The following is a 19,824-nucleotide window of genomic DNA, read 5'->3' as shown; positions in this document are numbered from 1 at the left end:
AAACAAAAGTGAGATTTTCCTTTAGAGAACAAGTTATCCTGCCTTAAAGAGATCCGCAAGATGAACAAACGCCTATTTATTGTTTTCATTTTAGGTTTTTCCTCTGGCTTACCTATGGCGTTAATCAGTAGTACTTTGCAGGCATGGTTTGCATACAGTGGGATGTCCGTCTTTGCTACCGGAACATTAAGTTTAATTAGTTTACCCTATGCTTATCGTATTTTCTGGGGACCTATTCTGGATCGCTATTCCCTATTCAGTATGGGTAAGAGACGAAGTTGGATTTTAAGTATGCAATGCCTATTGCTTCTTGGATTTAATTTAATGGCTTGGTTTACCCCTGAACAATATCCTAAATTGATGGCTTTTCTGGCTTTGATTATCGCTTGTTTTTCTGCCACTCAAGATATAGCAATCGATGCACATCGAGCAGAATATTTGCCAACTAGTGAACATGCTTTAGGCGCTTCTTTAGCAGTATTAGGCTATCGGATTGCTTTATTGTTGTCAGGTGGCTTGGCTTTAGTTATGGCTCAGAAACTAGGCTGGGCTTTTACTTATCGCTTTATGGGCCTCATGATGATTGCTGGCATGTTCGCTGTTTTCTTGAGCCAAGAACCCAGTGTGCCAATCAAAGAAAAAAGTAATTTTGCTTTATCTTTTTTAGCTCCTATTAAGGAATTAGTGTTCCGTCCAGGAGTTATTCCTCTTTTTCTCTTTATTTTTTGTTATAAGTTAGGTGAAGCATTTACGACGACTACCAGCGGGATTGTCATGCCTTTTTTAATCCAAGGGCTTGGTTTTTCTTTAGAGACAATTGGCTACATCAATAAAATGCTGGGAGTTGGATCCATCTTACTTGGAGGCTTGTGTGCAGGATTTTTATTAATCCGTTTTTCTTTATATCGGTCGTTGCTTTTTTTTGGTTTACTGCAGGCATTAACCAACGTTTTATTTGTTGCTTTAGCAATAGTGGGAAAGAATGTTACCTTATTGGCAATCGCAGTTTTTTTTGACAACTTTGCAGCGGGTATGGGTTCTACTGCACTGGTGGCTTTATTCATGCGTTTGGTAAATAAACAATATACTGGAACTCAGTTTTCTATGCTTGTCGCTTTATCGACAATACCTCGTATTATTTCTGGACCTGTCGCTGCGAGCATTCAAATGGCTATAGGTTGGGTTGGTTTGTATCAACTCTCTATTTTATTTGCTTTAGCATTTATCCCTTTTTTAATCTTGATTAAAGAGCAAACTAAAGAAGATCAACAAGACCTGGATGAAGTAGAGAAAGAGGGGGAGTTGAATCCTGTACAGTAGTAAATAGGGTCTGATTACAATTCGCTGCATTTTGGCCAAGGGAGTAGAATTGTAACAGACCCTACATATATTTTTTATTTAATTTGATGACAATACCACTGACGCCAACTAAGAGTAATCCAATTAAAATCAAAGTAATTGGCCAACCTATAGTATGAGGGAAATGCTGGCTTGAAAAATATAAAATGAAACCCAGTGTCGCCAAGCTTGCAGTTATGAGTAAGACTCGGCTGCTTTCTATAATAGCCATATAAATTAAGCCACAAGATAATCCTAAATAAAGTAGTTCATAAGGTTTATTTTTAACGATGTCGAAGGTTACTAAAAGCAGTGCCACTGATGATATGAAAAAGAGTAACCCAGCAATACTTTGATATTTTGAGTGATTTATAAATGAACTGACAGCGAGTAAGGATGCACTGAGAATAAACCATTTTAAGCGCTCTGGCACACCGAGTAATTCGAATGCTGCCAAGAAAAAAGAATAGAGGAAAATCAAGGTAATAAAAGCCAATACCGTCTGTCTGGTGCTTATAAAAGCAACGCTGTGTTGCAGAAAAAGAATCAAGCTTACTACGAGCACTCCCCAGGTAGGCATCAATATGGAAGTGTATTGTGATAAGAGGGTAAGCAATCCACTCGCTTCAAGGATCGCGGCAACAAGAAACAAAGGAACTGTAATTTTATATTGCTTCTCTTGGTAATAAAGACCCAAAAGGAAGATTAAAAAGCCAAAACCCAAATTTAAAATAATACGGTTAATATCCTCTGTGTAGGCGAAAAGAATCCATCCAAATACAACAGTCGTGATTGCAAGAACGAGTGGTTTATCCGATAAAATGGCAAAACGTTGATGTGTGAAATAGATAATCGCTATGATTAATATCCACCATATTGGCAGCATTAAATCGTATTCCTGCAACAAAATGATAAGTCCTGCAGGTTCGAGGAATAGGGCAATCAAAAATAAAGGTGTCGAAGCTTTTTGGTAATTAGGGTATTTTAGACATACAAATGCCAAAATGAATGAGCAAAAACCAAAACCTAGCGTCAAGGTAACACGTTCGTAGAGATTAAAGTCTTGCCATTTCATGGCAATCAATGCACAAATCCCAGCAAAAATAAGTATCCCGCCTATATAGCTATACAGTTTATTTAACCAATTGGTTTGATCTTCAGGGCTCGTAGTCTGAGCGGGTTTCAACGCCAATGCGATTTCTTTAATGTCGATTTGAAAACGTTTGGCGAGTTCAACGATTTTTTCTAACGCCTCGTCTTTATTCATGGTTTAACCCAACCAATAAATTGGACATTATTCGAAGTAAAATAGCGTGTACCTAAATTGTATAATTTGACGCAGGTAGAATCCTTTTTGAGGCAGATCGTATTATTTCGATAATGACTACCTAGAAAAAGATCGGTTAGTAATCCCGTGTTTAAATTATTGTTGTTTGTGTACAGGACATAACCGTCAGGAGATTCCAGTGAGGTATCCAGTTTAAATTGTTTGGTTGATTGCACCACCTCTTCTTTGAAATTTTCGTTGTTGTTAAGGTGTGGAAAATCTATGGAAAGTTCTTGCACCTTTTGCTTTTTTGCGTCAAAAAAATAGAGTTTTTTAATCCCCCAATAATTATTTTGAACTTTTGAATATTGAGCGATCAACCGATCATTTCTAACGATAAAGTTGACTTGCACTGGAAAGGGGGAAGAAGAAGAATCCAATATAGAGAATAGGAGGTTATAACGAGGAGGATCTGTTTTAAAAAAAGGAATATTTGCAATAACGAAAACAAGTATGAGCAGTATGGGCAATGAAAGTCCAGCTACCAAAGTCAGATGACTCTTAATCCACTTAGTCGACATCTTAATTCCTTAAGTTGCGTAAAGCGTATGTTGTGTTTTCTTATAGTATAGGCAGATTTTTATTATTTTATATTTAAATCAAATAATAAGAAAATTGAGTACATGTAATTGTAGGTTGACAAGTAAAATCTGAGGTATCGTCAGTTTTTGATAAGCCCCCTAACTTTTTTCCTACGTGTGTAGGTTAGGCCTTGGCCCAACATTTTTATATAATTCAATAATTTTTTATTCATTCTTATCTTAGTCATTAAAGAAAAGTTGGGCCAAGGCCCAACCTACAGCAAGCAACCAGGCTACGCCCGTTTTCTGGCAATTGATTTGAATTTGGATTGGCTGGCTCTTTCGAAGCAAAAAAACCTGATTGCAACAGGTCTGATTCTTGAACATATTTTTGTTGGAAATCAGCCACAACACTAGAATTAGAATTCTTATAGAAATCAAAAGTCACGTGGGAGTGATTAAATAAATTAATCTTTTTAACTGTTTGTATTGCTGCTAGTTTTTCAGCAAGTTCTTGAGTAATGAAGCTGTGGGAGAAATGAATTGTTGTAATTTCAGGATGGTCATTTAAAAAATCAATGAGCTCTTTAATCTCATCGCTGCTCTGATTACTTTTATTAGCGCGTAAGCCTATTTCACCTTTTTCTAGATTAATGAAAACTCGAATTATCATACCTTCCTCATTTAATTTTTATATAGAAGTTCTTCTTCATTTTTCATTAGGGTAAAACTCTAATGGATTATATACCTTTTTACGAATTAATATGGCTTGAAGTGGGGATGGTAAAACCCGTAAATACCCCGCATTACGCTTTGCTAATATGAGCTTGCTTTGAAATTCTGAATACTATTTATGGTACCTAGGGTGGGACTCGAACCCACACGGTGTCACCACCACCGGATTTTGAATCCGGCGCGTCTACCAATTCCGCCACCCAGGCATTTGAGCGGCCATTATAACAAAGAAATAAATTCTCACAATGGGTTTTTAGTATATTATTATTTAAAAAATAGCTCATTACTGAAGAGGGAGTTATGAGGAACTATCATTTTGTTATTTTTAGTTTTTTTCTTGCACAATTTACGGTAATGGGGCATGCAACAAATTGTCCTGATCCGCAAACTACTTCTTTAAAATGGGGCGTTCCACCAGCTCCATGGACAGTGAGTCCTTATTCGCCTAATCGTCCGCAAGGAGACAAAAATACTCATTTTGTGCGGGCGAATATTTTGGTTGCGGGATATGGGCAAGGGGTGGTGTGCATTTATAGGAATTCAGTGGGTGAATACTCAATATGGTGGCAAGTTCAGACTAAAGTTCCATCGCGTCTTGATTACAATTGGGTTGATGCATTGGGTGGTTTTGTTTGCACTCAAGGACTGGAACAGTGCCAATTTTATACAGCATGAACTTCATGATATGAATAAATATGTTCTATATTATTAATGTCATTGATGAAAATGGAGTTTCAAATGAAAAATACTCATTCAGTTTCAAGAGGGATAGCTCAGCTTATTGTTTTTCTTTTTTTATTAAGTCCGTTAGCTGGAGCCTATGCAGTGTGTTGTTCAAATCATGGCGGGGTTGCTTCCTGTAATCAAACTACGGGTTATCAGAAGTGTAAGGACGGTACAGATTCTCCTACGTGTACCTGTAAAAAATCAACGAGCACCACTACTAGTACCAAAGGTTGTTGTGCGAAGCATGGCGGGGTTGCTCAATGTGATAAAGCTACTGGTCATCTAAAGTGTAAAGATGGGACGCAGTCACCTAACTGTACTTGTCATTAAGTCGGGTCACTTAGTGATCGTTGTAGCCTGGGTGCAGCGTAGCGGAACCCGGGAAATTTATATCAGTGAACCCCCGGGTTCCGCTACGCTGCACCCAGGCTACATTTTATTATTATGAATTAGTTTTATTAAATACGATCTTCGGTGATATCTATCATCATTTGCAAGGATTTTTTAGCATTATCGATAACCCATTGTTGATCATTTGTCGGTAGTCTGTTTCTACTTCCCGTGAATTCATTAACTACATCACCCGCTTTAACTTCGTTATAAGACATTGTTTTCCCCTGTCTCAATAAATCAACAAGCGCGACGAGGTGAGGGGGATCGTTACGTGACATGGTAGCACATCCACAACCTATTCCTTTTTCATTTTCTTTTTTTGGGGCTTCAGCCAAATTGACTACTTCGATATTTAAACCATTACAATATTGCTTTAGATTTTCTACCATGTGATTTTCAGTACCAATCGCATAACGTTTGGTTTTAGCACGATCATGGACTACATAGTCCCAGATGAACGCAGTGGAACCTGCGTGTTGTGCTATTTTAATGACCGAGTTACGGCATTCTGGATGAACGATGGTAGTGTACCCTTGATTGTGCCAATAATCACACATTTCAGGTTGATAATGTGTATGTACAGCACATTGGCTTGCAAATAATATTAATTGGGCTTCATCAAACTGTTTTAGAGTTTTTGAATCTTGCGCTGCAAGTGAATATTGGGCTCCTGCCGTTCCACCGGGCCAGTAGGCAAGATTTTTTATTCCTAACCAATAAGCTACGTTTTCTCCCATATGTTGATCGGGAATAAAAAGAATTTTTTTATTTTGCTTTAGCGCCCATTGGAATATTTTTTTTACGTTAGAACTCGTACAAACAGCCCCCCCTTGAGCGCCTGTTAATGCTTTGACTCGACCGGAAGTATTCATATAACAAACTGGCAAAATATTCTCAGCACCATAGCGTTCGTTCAAATCAAGAAAAGCAGGTTCGACCATGAAGTCTTTGGCAAGCATCTCCATGGTGCAACCCGATTTAGGGTTAGTAATATAAACCTGTTGGTTTTTATTCGCTAAAATACTAATGGACTCCGCCATGAAATGCACTGCAGATTCAATAATAATGGATTTTTCAGGATGTTCAGCTGCCATCAAGGCCAATTGATAGGAGTCACCAATCAGTCCACCAAATTGTTCAACCAAACGGACAATATCGCCACCCATGTAGTAATGAGCCAGAAGTAATAATCGCTCGCCAAAATGATCTTGTGCTTTTTTAAGATAAGGAGTCATCCAAGCTAAAACAGTTGTGAGCTTACGATCGGGTAATGCCTGGTACTCTTGAGCATAGGGAATGAATTCTTCTTGATACCAGTCGATTGGATAGTCACTTTGACAAATACTCATATCATTTCTGATATGCATTAAGGTGGTTTCAGGTGTGTAAAGAGTGGAGTTTTTAAACATCAGTTTTGCCTCAAATCATTTTTAATTTATTACTTAGATTGTAGCCTGGGTGCAGCGCAGCGTAACCCGGGATAGAGAAGCCTATTCATGTCCAGTAACCCCGGGTTTCGCTGCGCTGCACCCAGGCTACATCAATCTTATTACTCAAGTGAATTATCCATTAATCCAAGTTTGGCAATGCTTTCTTGTGCTTCCGCTTTCTTATTTGGGTAATCTTCACGAAAGTGCCCACCACGTGATTCTCGTCTTGCCAGAGCTGCTCTTACAATGAGTTCGGCATTAAGAATAATGTTTCTTAATTCAATAAAATCTCGTGTGATACTATGTTTCCAATAATATTCTTCAATTATTTTTTTACGCTTCATTATTAATTGTAGTAGATCTTCAAGTCCTGCTTCAGTTCGCACGATACCTGCATAAGATGTCATTTCTCCTCTTAAGCCACGCCACTGGGCATTAATTTGGCTGGCGCGTCGTGCATTGACTTCACTGGGTGCGCTCCAGTTAGGAATAGGTTCGTTGTATTTCCACGGAGCAGAAATATCTTTTAAAGTACATCGAGCGGCATTGGAACCCATGACCAATGCTTCAAGCAATGAGTTACTCGCCAGACGATTGGCTCCATGTAAACCGGTAAAAGCGACTTCCCCTATGGCATAGAGTCGTTTTAAGTCGGTTCGGCCATCAACATCCGTAAGGATGCCCCCACATTGATAATGTGCTGCTGGCACAACGGGAATCATATCTTGGCTCATATCAATGCCAATGGATAATAGAGTCGTATAAATTTGCGGGAAACGTTTTTTCAGGAATTCTTTGGATTGATGGGTAATATCTAAATAAACATATCCCATTTGACTGCGTTCAATTTCACTAAAAATAGCACGCGCAACGACATCACGTGTTGCTAGTTCCATTTGCTCAGGGGCGTAGTGCTTCATAAATCGTTCCCCTGTTTCGGCATTTTTGAGTAAAGCTCCTTCGCCACGCACCGCTTCTGAAATGAGGAAATTATTCAAAGAATGATGATGCAGCAGAGTAGGGTGGAATTGGTAAAACTCCATATTCCCAATCCGTGCTCCAGCACGATAAGCCATGGCAACCCCATCTCCGGTGGCAACCATGGGATTTGTTGTATATCGGTACGTTTTACCTGCGCCTCCAGTAGCTAATATCACACAATTCGCTAGAAAAGTATGAATTCGATTTGCAGTACAATCCAGAATATAAGCTCCTAAAACCTCTCCCTGAATATCGGTGCGATGAGGATGGTAATGGGTAATTAGATTTACTGCTACATGATGTTCAAAAAAATGAATTTGCTGCTGCTGTTGGGCAAGTTGGTTCATTGTTTGGGTAATCGATAAGCCCGTTTGATCACCACAGTTAAAAATCCGTCGATGGGAATGTCCTCCTTCTTGGGCTAGGTGAAAATTTCCTTTGCCATCTTGTTTAAAGTGAACATTATATTGACTCAGCTGTTTTATCATCTCTGGGCCTTGTCGAATAATAAATTCAACGGCCGGTGGATAACACAGCCCATCTCCAGCAATCAAGGTATCTGAAATATGCGATTCAAGAGAATCTTCTGCTGAAAAAGCAGCAGCGATTCCACCTTGGGCATAACGGCTATTGCATTCAATAGCCTCTGCTTTGCTGATTAAAGCAATTTTTAACCGAGGTTGCAGTTGAATCAGCTGTAAGCAATATTGCAATCCAGCCAGTCCTGTGCCCATAACAAGGACATCAAACTCAAAGGTCTGTCCTTGTTGCGAGAGTGTCTCACTCATAAAAAGGCCTTTACTAACTGGGTTGCCAGACCAGTATAATTTTCTGGTGTGAGTTTAATTAATTGCTCTTTAGCTTCCTCAGGGATCGAGAGTCCTTTAATGAATTGCTTGAGGCTTTGTTCATCAATTCCTTGCCCACGGGTTAAATCTTTTAACTGTTCATAGGCATTTGGCACATTATAACGACGCATCATGGTTTGTACTGCTTCAGCCAATACTTCCCAATTTGATTTTAAATCTTCTTGTAAAGGACGTTTATTGATTTGTAATTTATCATTACCTTTGGCTAGGGACAGATAGGCAATAAGACTGTAAGAGAATGCCATACCTATATTACGCAATACGGTAGAATCAGATAAATCGCGTTGCAGACGTGATTGAGTCAGTTTATTTGCAAAATGAATGAAGAGGGCATTCGCCATTCCTAAATTTCCCTCGGCATTTTCAAAATCAATGGGGTTTACTTTATGAGGCATAGTGGATGAACCAACTTCTTCTGCTACAGTTTTTTGTTTAAAGTAACCAAGAGAAATATAGCTCCAAATATCTTGAGTGTAATCGAGCAAAATATTATTAATACGCACCATAATTTGCGATACTTCTGCTAATCCATCATGCGGCTCGATTTGTGTGGTATAGGCATTAAAAGATAAACCCAGTGACGTAACAAAATTAGCGCAGTGCTTGCGCCAGTCTACTTCGGGATAAGCTATAGTATGTGCGTTGTAATTACCAACGGCACCATTGAATTTACCAGGAATCAATACTTCACATAATTGCTGTTGTGGTCTTTTGAGACGGGCAACAAAATTGACTAACTCTTTCCCCATAGTTGTAGGTGTTGCTGGTTGACCATGTGTTCTGGATAACATAGGTACGTCGGCATGCTGTTTTCCAAGTAGCGTAATTCCTCCCATAATTTCAGCAAGCGTGGGTTGAATAACCTGGGCAATTGCCTGTTTGACCATTAAGGCATAAGCTAAGTTGTTGATATCTTCTGAGGTACACGCGAAATGAATAAAAGCAGTAATTGCTTTCAAACTGGCATTCTGCTGGAACTTATCCTTTAGGTAATATTCTATTGCTTTAACATCGTGATTTGTTTGCCTTTCAAATTCTTTAATTTTGATGGCTTCTTCCTCATCAAAATTGGCAATAAGATCATCAAGAAAGTCTTGAGCCTTTTGATCTAATTGAGGAACCTCGGAAATCGCTTTATTGGCTGCTAAAGATTCAAGCCAACGAATTTCTACAGTCAGGCGGTAATAAATTAAGGCGAACTCACTAAAATAAGGACTCAAAGCCCTTGTTTTATTAATATAACGCCCGTCGATTGGAGAGATCGCATTTAAAGCAGTAAGAGTCATAAGTAGCTAGCCTTAATAATAAAGCACATATAATATTAGATGCGCGTTCAGATGTGAATAAAGCGAGGAATTTTATCAGAAAATTGATATTTTTTTAATATGATTGTGTATAATGATAGCATTTTTAAGAATGAGTCATAGGATTTTATGAAAACCATCATTGAATCATATCAGGCGGGCCTGTTCCACAAGAAATATTGGTTACAAAATATTATCTCAGGAATTATCGTGGGGGTTGTTGCCTTGCCTTTGGCAATGGCTTTCGCCATTGCGTCAGGTGTACGACCAGAACAAGGTATTTATACAGCGATTATTGCTGGCTTGATTGTTTCAGTTATGGGTGGAAGCCGGTTACAAATTGCAGGTCCTACCGGCGCTTTTATTGTGGTTCTTTCGGGAATTACTGCTAAATATGGAGTTTCTGGTTTACAAATTTCAACGCTACTTGCGGGGGTCATACTTTTATTTTTTGGTCTTGCTCGTTTAGGAGGCATTATTAAATTTATCCCAGCCCCAGTGATTATTGGTTTTACTGCAGGAATTGGTGTAGTAATTTGGGTTGGGCAATGGCACTACTTTTTTGGGCTTCCCTCTGGTGGAAGCGGCCATTTTCATGAAAAATTATGGTATTTACTGCAGTCTTTTCCTCAGCTCAATATACTGACAACCATTTTAGGCTTTTTTTCACTGTTTTTGGTTATTTTTTCAAATAGGGTTCCAGGGTTAAAGCGTGTTCCGGGACCGCTTGTGGCTCTATTGGTTGTGGCCGGATTGCAGACAATCTATGGTTTTTCCGGAGTTGCGACTATAGGTTCCTTGTTTGGTGGGATACCTCAAGGTTTACCGGAATTTAAATTGCCTGATCTCACAATAGATAAGGTGATCGAATTAATAGGCCCCGCTTTTACGATTGCGATGCTCGGTGCTATAGAATCACTTTTATCTGCAGTTGTTGCAGATGGAATGGCAGGAACAAAACATAATTCCAATCAGGAGCTGATTGGTCAAGGAATAGCTAACATTTTTACGCCATTGTTTGGAGGGTTTGCAGCAACAGGAGCTATTGCTCGTACAGCGACAAATATTCGTAATGGTGCTAATAGTCCGTTAGCAGGTGTAATCCATGCACTGACTTTAGTTTTAATTATTCTTTTCTTGGCACCTTTGGCAGTGAATATACCGCTTACGGTGCTTGCTGCAATTTTGTTTGTTGTCGCTTGGAATATGAGTGAAGTAAAACATTTCATTAAATTAATACAACGTGCCCCAAAAGCTGATGTTGTGATTTTGTTAGTAACCTTTTTCCTTACCGTGTTTGTTGATTTGGTAGTTGCAGTAAATATAGGTGTAATTATTGCTGTACTGAATTTTATACGAGGTATGGCTTCCAGTGTTGAAGTGCAACAAATGACTCAAGAAGAGTTGGCACATGAAATGGCACGACAAAATATCGAAACCTTACCGGATGGAGTATTAGTCTATGCTGTAGAAGGCCCTTTTTTCTTTGGCGCAGCAGAGTCCTTTCAACATGCTTTAGCAGTAACCCATACCGATCCCAAAACGTTAATTATTCGAATGCGTTGGGTACCCTTTATGGATGTAACTGGCTTGCAAACTTTGGAAGAAATTATTGAAGATTTACAAGAACGTAACGTGAGAGTGATTCTAAGTGGAGCCAACTCACGAGTAGAAGAAAAACTACGTAAGGGAGGAATTATTAAACTTCTAGGAGAGAAGAATTTCCATAAGGAATTTTCTCAAGCTTTAGTTGCATGCAATGCATAATCTTGCCACTTGCCTCTCGGATTAGATGAAATGATCGTTTGTCTTGATGGGGTAAAAACAAATGTTGGCTGACAAATAAAGTTTCTAATTCCCATAGCCCCACATTTTCAGTAAAATAACTATCATTTTATGGATTCGGGGTAGTTATGACGGTCAAAACACATATTATCGATTTAGCACATCTTGGCATGCACGATCTGGAACAGGTTGGTGGAAAAAATGCTTCTCTTGGTGAGATGATCAGTCATTTATCCTCAGCAGGAGTGTCTGTTCCTGGCGGATTTGCAACGACAGCGGATTCATTCAGAGAGTTTTTGTCCCAAAATGATTTAGATAAGAAAATCTATGAAAAATTAGCGGCTTTAGATTCAGATAATGTACAGCAGTTGGCTCTTGTTGGGAAAGAAATTAGAGAAATGATTGTCAATACACCATTTACTCCTGAGTTTGAACATGCAGTGCGAGCTGCATACGAACAGATGTCTCACTCGATAGGTCATGATAATTTTAGTGTGGCGGTTCGTTCCTCAGCAACAGCGGAAGATTTACCCGATGCATCATTTGCAGGTCAACAAGAAACTTTTTTAAATGTAAAAGGAATTGATGATGTTTTGCTCTCGATCAAACATGTTTTTGCATCGTTGTTCAATGATAGAGCAATCACTTATCGGACCCATCATCAGTTTGCCCACCATGAAGTAGCCTTATCTGCAGGTATTCAACAGATGATCCGTAGTGATTTGGCAGTAAGTGGTGTGATGTTTACCATGGATACTGAGTCAGGGTTTGATCAAGTAGTCTTCATCACTTCGTCTTATGGCTTGGGCGAGATGGTTGTCCAGGGAGCTGTCAATCCAGATGAGTATTATGTGCATAAGCCTGGGGTTCAAGCAGGTAGACCCGCGGTTATTCGCAGAAATCTGGGAAGTAAGGCCTTGAAAATGGTTTATTGTGATGACCCTAGCAAGCAGCAACGAGTCAAAACGGTTGAGGTTGATGCAAAAGATCGTCTGCTCTTTTCTTTAACTCCGAGCGAAGTGGAAAGCTTGGCGCGTCAAGCCATAATTATCGAAAAGCATTATGGCCGACCAATGGATATAGAATGGGCAAAAGATGGTCTAAATGGCCAATTATATATTTTACAGGCTCGTCCTGAAACAGTAAAAAGCCGCGACAATAAACAAATATTGGAACGTTACACCCTACAGCAAAAAGGTGAGATATTGGCCGAAGGACGCAGTATAGGTCAACGTATAGGACAAGGTAGGGCAAGGATCATCAAAGATGTAAGTGAAATGGATCGTGTCCAACCGGGTGATGTATTGATCTCAGACATGACTGATCCTGATTGGGAACCTGTAATGAAGCGTGCTTCAGCGATTGTTACTAATCGCGGTGGCAGAACCTGTCATGCGGCGATTATTGCTCGCGAATTGGGTATTCCCGCTGTAGTAGGGTGCGGTGATGCTACAAAAACCATACGTGATGGTGATGAAGTAACCGTTAGTTGCGCTGAAGGGGATAACGGCTATGTTTATGCAGGTTTGTTGCCGTTCGAGCAAGTGCAACTTGATGTAGAAACCATGCCTGAATTGCCAATGAAAGTGATGTTAAATGTAGGTAATCCAGAACGTGCTTTTACATTTCAATCTATTCCTAACTCAGGAGTGGGTTTAGCTCGCCTTGAGTTTTTAATTTCCAATACTATTGGTATTCACCCGCGTGCATTACTTGATTTTGATCGCTTAAAAGATAAGGAATTAAAACAATTTATTACCGAAAAAACAGCAGCCTATACATCTCCTGTTGAATATTATATTGAGCGATTAAAAGAAGGAATTGCAACAATAGCTGCCGCATTTTATCCTAAACCTGTAATTGTACGATTGTCCGATTTTAAATCAAATGAATATGCAAATCTTGTTGGCGGTAATTTATATGAGCCACATGAAGAAAATCCAATGCTGGGTTTTAGAGGTGCATCACGTTATGTTTCTGAGTCGTTTGCAGAGTGCTTTGCTTTAGAATGTAAAGCAGTACGACGTGTTCGCGAAGAAATGGGCTTGACGAACGTAGAAATTATGATTCCTTTCGTAAGAACAGTCACTGAAGCAAGTAATGTAATTCAGGTTTTAAAGCAGCATGGACTTGAGCGGGGTAAACATGGATTACGTGTTATTATGATGTGTGAATTACCTTCCAATGCATTGTTAGCCAAAGAATTTTTAGAGTATTTTGATGGTTTTTCTATCGGCTCTAATGACTTAACTCAATTGACATTAGGTTTAGATAGAGACTCTGGTTTGATAGCGGCTCAATTTGATGAGCGAGATGACGCAGTGAAAGTTTTATTACATATGGCAATTACTGCATGCAAAAAGGCCAATAAATACATAGGTATCTGTGGTCAAGGGCCTTCAGATCATCAAGACTTTGCCCAATGGTTAATGAAAGAAGGCATAGAAAGTGTTTCACTGAATCCGGACTCTGTTTTGGAGACGTGTTTATTTTTGGCAAAGCAATAGGATTCAATGGAATAAATGTCACTTCTCGATAGCTAGGCACAAACTGCAGCCGCAGGACGTGGGAGAAGGATTTTTGACACGTTATGAGTAAATTGCCGAAGGTTATTCGGCAATAAGAGAATATTTTCGCGAGGTATAAAAGAGTAATGCAGCATTTAAAATGGTGGCTTCTTATTGCAGGAATATATCCAGTTATGGTTTTTGCCTCTGCTGGACAGCCAACTCATGATGATCCAATTGCGTTTGTGTTACTTGGCGTGACTACTATTTTCTTCTTTGCAATTATTGGTCGTTATACGGCAAGACGTATCCATCAACCCAGCGTTCTTGGCGAATTGGTGATTGGAATTCTTATAGGCAATTTATTCTATTATTACGGATTTCCATTAGCTATTTTGCTCCGGGAAGGCTCTGCAATTTTTGATGCAGTGAGACAAATACTTGAAGGCGTGCCTTTAAATCAGGCGGTTACTTCAGTTATTCCTAATCCAAATTATTCACAGCAAGTTGTAAGTGCTTTAAGTGGGCCTCACGGTGCTGATTTTTTGAAAATTACTTATATTGTTGATATTTTTTCGCGATATGGGGTCATTTTTCTTCTATTTATGGTTGGTTTGGAAAGTTCAATAGAAGAAATGAAGCATACAGGCCGTGATTCACTTTTTGTTGCTTTAATTGGCGTAATTGCTCCTATGCTGCTGGGTTTTGGTGTCGCTTATATATTTATACCTAATGGATCCTATCAGGTCGATTTATTTATTGCAGCGACGCTTAGTGCAACAAGTATAGGAATTACTGCGCGGGTACTTTCTGAAATGAAAAAATTACGTACCAGGGAAGCAAAAATTATTTTAGGTGCGGCAATGTTGGATGATGTTTTGGGCTTAATTATATTAGCCGTAGTCAGTTCGCTAGTGATTAGCGGTGCGGTAGATATAATGGTGGTGCTACGCATTATCGTGAGTGCGCTGTTGTTTTTTGCCGGCACTTTATATCTAGGTCCGATTGTTTTACGCAAAGCGATTTATTTTTTCCGTTTTCTGGAGCCTTGGGAAGCAAAATTATTTATTTCTTTTATATTTATCATGACTCTTTCTTGGCTCGCTTCAGTGCTTCAACTTGCAACAATTATTGGCGCATTTACCGCTGGCGTAATTCTTCATGATGACTATTTTGATGGTATGCCTCTGAGTCAACAAGAAAATCGCAGTATTTATCATTTATTATCTCCATTAGAATCCATTTTGGCACCTATGTTTTTTATTGTGATCGGCATTCAAGTTAAATTAGAGAGCTTTTATCATTGGAATGTAATTATTTTAGCAAGTGGTTTAATCATCGCGGCGGTGATTGGCAAATTACTCAGTGGTTATGGGGCACGAGCTTCAGATGATCGATTGCTTATTGGCATCGGGATGTTACCTCGCGGCGAAGTGGGATTAGTTTTCGCTTCTATTGGTCGAACTCTGGGGGTTATGTCAGATGAATTATTTTCTGCAATTGTTTTAATGGTTATGGTGACCACTTTTATTGCGCCTCTTTTATTAAAAGCACGCTATGCAAAGAATAATAGGGAAGTAATCGATGAATAAAACTTCTTTACAAATAGAGGCTGAGGTAACACGTGCATTGCATGAGGATGTGGGTGATGGGGATGTGACGGCAACTTTGTTATCCGCTCATCTTCAGGCTGAAGCAAAAATTATTTGTCGAGAGCCTATGGTGGTATGTGGCCAACTTTGGGTTAATGAGGTATTCAATCAACTCGATGATCAAATCAAAGTGGAGTGGCAAGTTGCTGAAGGTGAATGGTTACCAGCCCCATCTACGCTATGTACTTTATATGGCTCAGCAAGAAATATTTTAACAGGCGAGCGCACTGCATTAAATTTTTTACAAACTCTTTCAGCTACAGCAACACAAACTTATCGTTATGCAGAAAAGCTTCGCGGTACGTCAACTCGATTACTGGATACACGGAAAACGCTTCCTGGATTAAGAGCTGCACAAAAATATGCGGTTACGTGTGGAGGTGGTTTTAATCATCGCATGGGACTTTATGATGCTGTTTTAATTAAAGAAAATCATATTACGGCCTGTGGTTCAGTAGCGAAGGCGATTGCTTTGGCTAGAAAGAACCAAAAGAATGTTTTAATTGAAGTAGAGGTCGAAACTCTGGATGAGTTGCGCGAAGCAATGTGTGCTCACCCTGATCGAATCATGCTGGATAATTTTAGTCGGGAGATGCTTGAACAGGCAGTTAGAATGAATCAACCAAAACATTGTACTTTAGAAGTTTCTGGCGGAGTTACGTTAGAAAATATTACTGCAATAGCTCAATTGGGTGTTGATTTCATTTCTGTTGGTGCGATTACCAAATCAATTCAAGCCATAGACTTAAGTTTACTAATTAGGAAAATTTTATGATGCCAATGATTATTTTTACAGGAGGAGGTACAGCAGGGCATGTGGCGCCTAACATGGCGTTAATTAAAGAATTTAGCCTTAAAGGTTGGGAAATCGCCTATATTGGTTCTGCTCATGGTATTGAAAAACAGATGATAGAGCCACTTAAAATCCCATTTTACGGGATAAGCAGTGGTAAATTACGCCGATATTTGAGTTTTAAAAACGTGTTGGATCCATTTAAAATACTTCTGGGTATTGTGCAATCTTTTTTCTTACTTAATAAATTAAAGCCCGACGTGATTTTTTCTAAAGGCGGTTTTGTTGCATTTCCAGTGGTAGTGGGTGCCTGGTTAAATCGGATTCCTGTTGTTGCTCATGAATCTGATATGAGTCCCGGACTTGCCAATCGACTCTGTTTTCCTTTTGTTAATAAAATATGTTTGACTTTTGATGCGGGAAAAAAACATTTTAAAAAACAAGATAAAATAGAAATAACGGGTACTCCTATTCGTGATCAGTTGTTTACTGGTAACAGTGACCACGGACTTGAATTGTGTGGATTTAATGCAGATAAGCCCTGTCTTTTAGCTATAGGTGGTAGCTTAGGTGCCGGCTCTATCAATCGTAGTATTCGTGAGGCTTTACCTCAATTGACCAAAAAATATCAAGTCATTCACATCTGTGGAAAAGGAAAATTAGAGCCATCCCTGATTGATCAAAAAGAGTACAAACAATTTGAATATGTTAATGAAGAATTAGCGCATTTGTTTGCTGCAGCATCTGTAGTTGTTTCGCGGGCTGGAGCTAATTCTCTATATGAACTCTTAGCTCTGGGTAAACCTCATATTTTAATTCCTTTACCAGCAGAGGTAAGTCGAGGAGATCAAATCCAAAATGCTCGATATTTTCAAAAATTAGGTATTAGCCTTGTCATTGAAGATCGATCTTTGAATACCGATGCTTTGCTGCAAACGTTACATGAACTGGAGAATAATAAAGAGGATATTAGGAATAAAATCGATGCACTAAATATTAAGTCCGCGACGGATCACATCGTATCTATTATTGAGGAGCAAGTTCATGTTCAATCCGCAAGCGCTGTATGACTTTGTTTGTCATCAATGGGAAGAGAAAATCATTCCCAGCTTATGTGACTATATAAGAATTCCTAATAAATCACCCCATTTTGATCCTAAATGGCAGGAGCATGGATTTATGGAGCAGGCAGTTTCCCATATTGCTAATTGGTGTAAGGCACATGCGCCGAAAGGAATGATGCTGGAGATTATGCGGTTAAAAGGGCGTACTCCATTAATTTTCATTGAAGTCCCTGGAGTAATTGATGAAACTGTTTTGTTGTATGGACATCTTGATAAACAGCCGGAAATGTCCGGATGGAATGAAGATTTGCATCCATGGAAACCTGTGTTAAAAAATGGCTGCTTGTATGGTCGCGGTGCTGCAGATGATGGTTATGCCGCCTATGCCTCCTTAACCGCGATTTGCGCATTACAGAAGCAAGGGTTACCTTTCCCTCGCTGTGTTTTGATTATTGAAGCATGTGAAGAGAGCGGCAGTTATGATCTGCCTTATTACATTGAACTGCTAAATGACAGGATTGGCAAACCCAAATTAGTTATTTGTCTTGATTCTGGCGCAGGTAATTACGAGCAATTATGGATGACTACTTCCTTACGCGGCAATTTAGTGGGCGAGTTATCGGTTGAGCTAATTCAAGAGGGCGTTCATTCGGGTGCGGCGAGTGGTATCGTTGCTGACAGTTTCCGAGTTGCTCGACAATTAATTAGTCGTATTGAAGATGAAGTTTCAGGAGAGGTGAAATTACCTGAGTTGTATTGTGACATTCCTGAAGAAAGAACAAGCCAGGCAGAACAGTGTGCCCAGGTGTTAGGGGATTCTGTTTACACAGAGTTTCCGTTCCATAAAGGGGTTGAACCAGTGACAATAGATAGAAAGCAATTGATTCTGAATCGAAGCTGGAGACCCGCGTTGACGGTTACTGGGGCCAATGGATTTCCTGCCATAGGGGATGCAGGAAATGTTTTGCGGCCACAAACGGCATTAAAATTATCCATGCGGCTACCCCCTTTGGTAGATCCTGAGATTGCTGCAACAGTGATGCACAATGCATTAACTAAAGAGACTCCTTATCATGCTAAAGTGAGTTTTAAGATAGGTGATGGCTCGCCTGGATGGAATGCACCTAAGCTTGCTCCCTGGCTGGAAAAGGCTGCAGATGCGGCATCAATGACTTACTATGGTAAGCCCGCTGCCTATTTGGGAGAAGGTGGAACCATTCCTTTTATGGGAATGTTAGGAAAGAAATTTCCCGAGGCACAATTTATGATTACCGGCGTTTTGGGACCTCATTCCAATGCACATGGGCCTAATGAGTTCTTGCATCTGGATATGGTAAAAAAGCTAACTGCAAGTGTGGCTTATGTGCTTTATCATGCATCTTAATGTCAATATATAAGGCATCCAGGAAAATACGTATTCTATAGTCTACAGTGATGTCTAAAAGGTTGTCATCCCGGCTCAGGCAGGTGATCCATTTACTAGGTACATCTAAGTTGGGTCAGGATATTCAATTGATCCAATTTTGCAGAACCGTAACCAGCGTTGTAGCCTGGGTGCAGCGTAGCGAAACCCGGGTTCCGCTGCGCTGCACCCAGGCTACTATACTAAGCAGAAAGCCGATGTTGTCATTCCTGCGAAGGCAGGAATCCATCCATGATTGGCACATTGCCAACATATTAATGGAACCCCGCCTTTTTTGTCACTCATTGAAATAAGATAAAAAAATTAAAAAACTACTCGACAGTATACTCAATTCTTGGGATACTTTTGCTCGGCTCTGGAACGAGCCATATAGTCCAACAATTAGGAGAAAATTATGAAAGCAAAATTTATTGCTGCTGTATTGTCATTGTCTGCAGTTACTCTATCTGCTCATGCAGTCCTTGCTAAAGAAAGTTCGATCAAAATAAAGCCTCCTGTAGTCATTCATAAAATTGATCTGAATACCGCTGATTTATCCATGCTTACCGGCTCAGTTAAAGGCATAGGGAAAAAACGAGCGGAAGCAATTATTGCCTATCGAAAAAGTCACCACGGCTTTAAATCTTTGGAGGAGCTTGCTGAGGTGAAAGGCCTAGGACAACATTTTGTGACTGCGAATCGAGATAAATTGAATCAAGTGTTTGTTGTTAATAAAATAGAATAAAAACACTACTGAATCAGAGGATTTATTTTTTCAGTCTGGGTGAAGGTTTGAAAGACTGAACCCCGGGTTTCGCTATGCTACACCCAGGCTACGTTTAAGTTGACGCTATTGCGTGAGCACCAGGGTCTGTTTCTATTCGCTAGATTGAGTCAAAATGGCCTGATTTTCTGCGTTCCGATGCTCACATACTCATGTATGCTGCGCTTTGGTACTCGAAAATCAGGCCATTTTCCAAGATAGTAGAAATGTAAA

16 protein-coding genes and 1 tRNA gene are annotated in these 19,824 nt (G+C 39.6%); 10 read left to right on the top strand and 7 right to left on the bottom strand.

Going from position 1 to position 19,824, the window contains the following annotated elements:
* The first annotated feature begins 60 nt into the window (after positions 1–60).
* Entirely contained in the window at positions 61–1,320 is a 1,260-nt protein-coding gene (locus Lani_RS00790; RefSeq protein WP_019235042.1) for an AmpG family muropeptide MFS transporter, read from the top strand.
* Positions 1,321–1,381: 61 nt separating this feature from the next.
* Here the strand turns inward: Lani_RS00790 and Lani_RS00785 are convergent, their stop codons facing one another.
* From Lani_RS00785 to Lani_RS00770, 4 genes are all read right to left on the bottom strand, one after another.
* Positions 1,382–2,605, bottom strand: a complete 1,224-nt coding sequence (locus tag Lani_RS00785) for a hypothetical protein (RefSeq protein WP_019235043.1) — start codon at positions 2,603–2,605, stop codon at positions 1,382–1,384.
* The gene (locus tag Lani_RS00780) at positions 2,602–3,186 is read right to left on the bottom strand and encodes a hypothetical protein (protein ID WP_019235044.1); all 585 of its coding nucleotides are present in this window, start codon (positions 3,184–3,186) and stop codon (positions 2,602–2,604) included. Before Lani_RS00780 ends, Lani_RS00785 begins: the two co-directional genes overlap by 4 nt.
* Positions 3,187–3,433: 247 nt before the next feature.
* The gene (locus tag Lani_RS00775; protein WP_019235045.1) at positions 3,434–3,859 is read right to left on the bottom strand and encodes a hypothetical protein; all 426 of its coding nucleotides are present in this window, start codon (positions 3,857–3,859) and stop codon (positions 3,434–3,436) included.
* A gap of 181 nt (positions 3,860–4,040) precedes the next feature.
* Positions 4,041–4,127 (bottom strand) — tRNA-Leu (locus tag Lani_RS00770).
* 94 nt (positions 4,128–4,221) lie between these two features.
* Here Lani_RS00770 and Lani_RS00765 point away from each other — a divergent pair.
* Both Lani_RS00765 and Lani_RS00760 read left to right on the top strand, forming a co-directional pair.
* Positions 4,222–4,596 (top strand): DUF3757 domain-containing protein, encoded by a 375-nt coding sequence (locus Lani_RS00765; RefSeq protein WP_019235046.1) that lies wholly within the window; start codon positions 4,222–4,224, stop codon positions 4,594–4,596.
* Between the two features lie 63 nt (positions 4,597–4,659).
* On the top strand, positions 4,660–4,977 hold the full coding sequence (locus Lani_RS00760; RefSeq protein WP_058388348.1) for a hypothetical protein: 318 nt from the start codon (positions 4,660–4,662) through the stop codon (positions 4,975–4,977).
* Between the two features lie 128 nt (positions 4,978–5,105).
* Here Lani_RS00760 and nadA read toward each other — a convergent pair whose 3' ends face one another.
* From nadA to purB, 3 genes are all read right to left on the bottom strand, one after another.
* Positions 5,106–6,449, bottom strand: a complete 1,344-nt coding sequence (gene nadA, locus Lani_RS00755) for a quinolinate synthase NadA (RefSeq protein ID WP_019235048.1) — start codon at positions 6,447–6,449, stop codon at positions 5,106–5,108.
* Between the two features lie 140 nt (positions 6,450–6,589).
* The gene (nadB, locus tag Lani_RS00750; protein ID WP_019235049.1) at positions 6,590–8,239 is read right to left on the bottom strand and encodes an L-aspartate oxidase; all 1,650 of its coding nucleotides are present in this window, start codon (positions 8,237–8,239) and stop codon (positions 6,590–6,592) included.
* Complete coding sequence (gene purB, locus Lani_RS00745) at positions 8,236–9,606, bottom strand: adenylosuccinate lyase (protein ID WP_019235050.1); 1,371 nt, start codon at positions 9,604–9,606, stop codon at positions 8,236–8,238. Before purB ends, nadB begins: the two co-directional genes overlap by 4 nt.
* 147 nt (positions 9,607–9,753) lie before the next feature.
* Between purB and Lani_RS00740 the strand changes: the two genes are divergently transcribed.
* The 7 genes from Lani_RS00740 (at position 9,754) to Lani_RS00710 (ending at position 19,572) form a co-directional block, all read left to right on the top strand.
* Positions 9,754–11,391 carry a SulP family inorganic anion transporter gene (locus tag Lani_RS00740; RefSeq protein WP_019235051.1) on the top strand — a complete coding sequence of 546 codons (1,638 nt, stop codon included), beginning with the start codon at positions 9,754–9,756 and terminating at the stop codon, positions 11,389–11,391.
* Between the two features lie 146 nt (positions 11,392–11,537).
* The gene (gene ppsA / locus Lani_RS00735; protein WP_019235052.1) at positions 11,538–13,916 is read left to right on the top strand and encodes a phosphoenolpyruvate synthase; all 2,379 of its coding nucleotides are present in this window, start codon (positions 11,538–11,540) and stop codon (positions 13,914–13,916) included.
* Between the two features lie 146 nt (positions 13,917–14,062).
* Positions 14,063–15,508, top strand: a complete 1,446-nt coding sequence (locus Lani_RS00730) for a cation:proton antiporter (protein ID WP_019235053.1) — start codon at positions 14,063–14,065, stop codon at positions 15,506–15,508.
* Positions 15,501–16,343, top strand: a complete 843-nt coding sequence (gene nadC, locus Lani_RS00725; protein ID WP_019235054.1) for a carboxylating nicotinate-nucleotide diphosphorylase — start codon at positions 15,501–15,503, stop codon at positions 16,341–16,343. The genes Lani_RS00730 and nadC overlap by 8 nt, the downstream gene beginning before the upstream one ends.
* Positions 16,340–17,431, top strand: coding sequence for an undecaprenyldiphospho-muramoylpentapeptide beta-N-acetylglucosaminyltransferase (locus Lani_RS00720; RefSeq protein WP_019235055.1), 1,092 nt, complete (start codon positions 16,340–16,342; stop codon positions 17,429–17,431). Before nadC ends, Lani_RS00720 begins: the two co-directional genes overlap by 4 nt.
* Positions 17,406–18,809, top strand: a complete 1,404-nt coding sequence (locus tag Lani_RS00715) for a M20 family metallopeptidase (RefSeq protein ID WP_019235056.1) — start codon at positions 17,406–17,408, stop codon at positions 18,807–18,809. The genes Lani_RS00720 and Lani_RS00715 overlap by 26 nt, the downstream gene beginning before the upstream one ends.
* A gap of 433 nt (positions 18,810–19,242) precedes the next feature.
* Positions 19,243–19,572: a ComEA family DNA-binding protein gene (locus Lani_RS00710; RefSeq protein ID WP_019235057.1), complete on the top strand. Its 330-nt coding sequence runs from the start codon at positions 19,243–19,245 to the stop codon at positions 19,570–19,572.
* Positions 19,573–19,824: the final 252 nt, after the last annotated feature.

Origin of the sequence: Legionella anisa (assembly GCF_001467525.1) — a bacterium.
In the GTDB taxonomy this organism is placed as follows: Bacteria; Pseudomonadota; Gammaproteobacteria; order Legionellales; family Legionellaceae; genus Legionella; species Legionella anisa.
This window is presented reverse-complemented; position numbering and strand designations above follow the sequence as displayed.

What these genes read in the sequence shown, in the direction of transcription:
- Lani_RS00790 (WP_019235042.1), top strand. Translation starts at nt 61, where the DNA reads ATGAACAAACGCCTATTTATTGTTTTCATTTTAGGTTTTTCCTCTGGC.
- Lani_RS00785 (WP_019235043.1), bottom strand. Translation starts at nt 2,605, where the DNA reads ATGAATAAAGACGAGGCGTTAGAAAAAATCGTTGAACTCGCCAAACGT.
- Lani_RS00780 (WP_019235044.1), bottom strand. Translation starts at nt 3,186, where the DNA reads ATGTCGACTAAGTGGATTAAGAGTCATCTGACTTTGGTAGCTGGACTT.
- Lani_RS00775 (WP_019235045.1), bottom strand. Translation starts at nt 3,859, where the DNA reads ATGATAATTCGAGTTTTCATTAATCTAGAAAAAGGTGAAATAGGCTTA.
- Lani_RS00765 (WP_019235046.1), top strand. Translation starts at nt 4,222, where the DNA reads ATGAGGAACTATCATTTTGTTATTTTTAGTTTTTTTCTTGCACAATTT.
- Lani_RS00760 (WP_058388348.1), top strand. Translation starts at nt 4,660, where the DNA reads ATGAAAAATACTCATTCAGTTTCAAGAGGGATAGCTCAGCTTATTGTT.
- nadA (WP_019235048.1), bottom strand. Translation starts at nt 6,449, where the DNA reads ATGTTTAAAAACTCCACTCTTTACACACCTGAAACCACCTTAATGCAT.
- nadB (WP_019235049.1), bottom strand. Translation starts at nt 8,239, where the DNA reads ATGAGTGAGACACTCTCGCAACAAGGACAGACCTTTGAGTTTGATGTC.
- purB (WP_019235050.1), bottom strand. Translation starts at nt 9,606, where the DNA reads ATGACTCTTACTGCTTTAAATGCGATCTCTCCAATCGACGGGCGTTAT.
- Lani_RS00740 (WP_019235051.1), top strand. Translation starts at nt 9,754, where the DNA reads ATGAAAACCATCATTGAATCATATCAGGCGGGCCTGTTCCACAAGAAA.
- ppsA (WP_019235052.1), top strand. Translation starts at nt 11,538, where the DNA reads ATGACGGTCAAAACACATATTATCGATTTAGCACATCTTGGCATGCAC.
- Lani_RS00730 (WP_019235053.1), top strand. Translation starts at nt 14,063, where the DNA reads ATGCAGCATTTAAAATGGTGGCTTCTTATTGCAGGAATATATCCAGTT.
- nadC (WP_019235054.1), top strand. Translation starts at nt 15,501, where the DNA reads ATGAATAAAACTTCTTTACAAATAGAGGCTGAGGTAACACGTGCATTG.
- Lani_RS00720 (WP_019235055.1), top strand. Translation starts at nt 16,340, where the DNA reads ATGATGCCAATGATTATTTTTACAGGAGGAGGTACAGCAGGGCATGTG.
- Lani_RS00715 (WP_019235056.1), top strand. Translation starts at nt 17,406, where the DNA reads ATGTTCAATCCGCAAGCGCTGTATGACTTTGTTTGTCATCAATGGGAA.
- Lani_RS00710 (WP_019235057.1), top strand. Translation starts at nt 19,243, where the DNA reads ATGAAAGCAAAATTTATTGCTGCTGTATTGTCATTGTCTGCAGTTACT.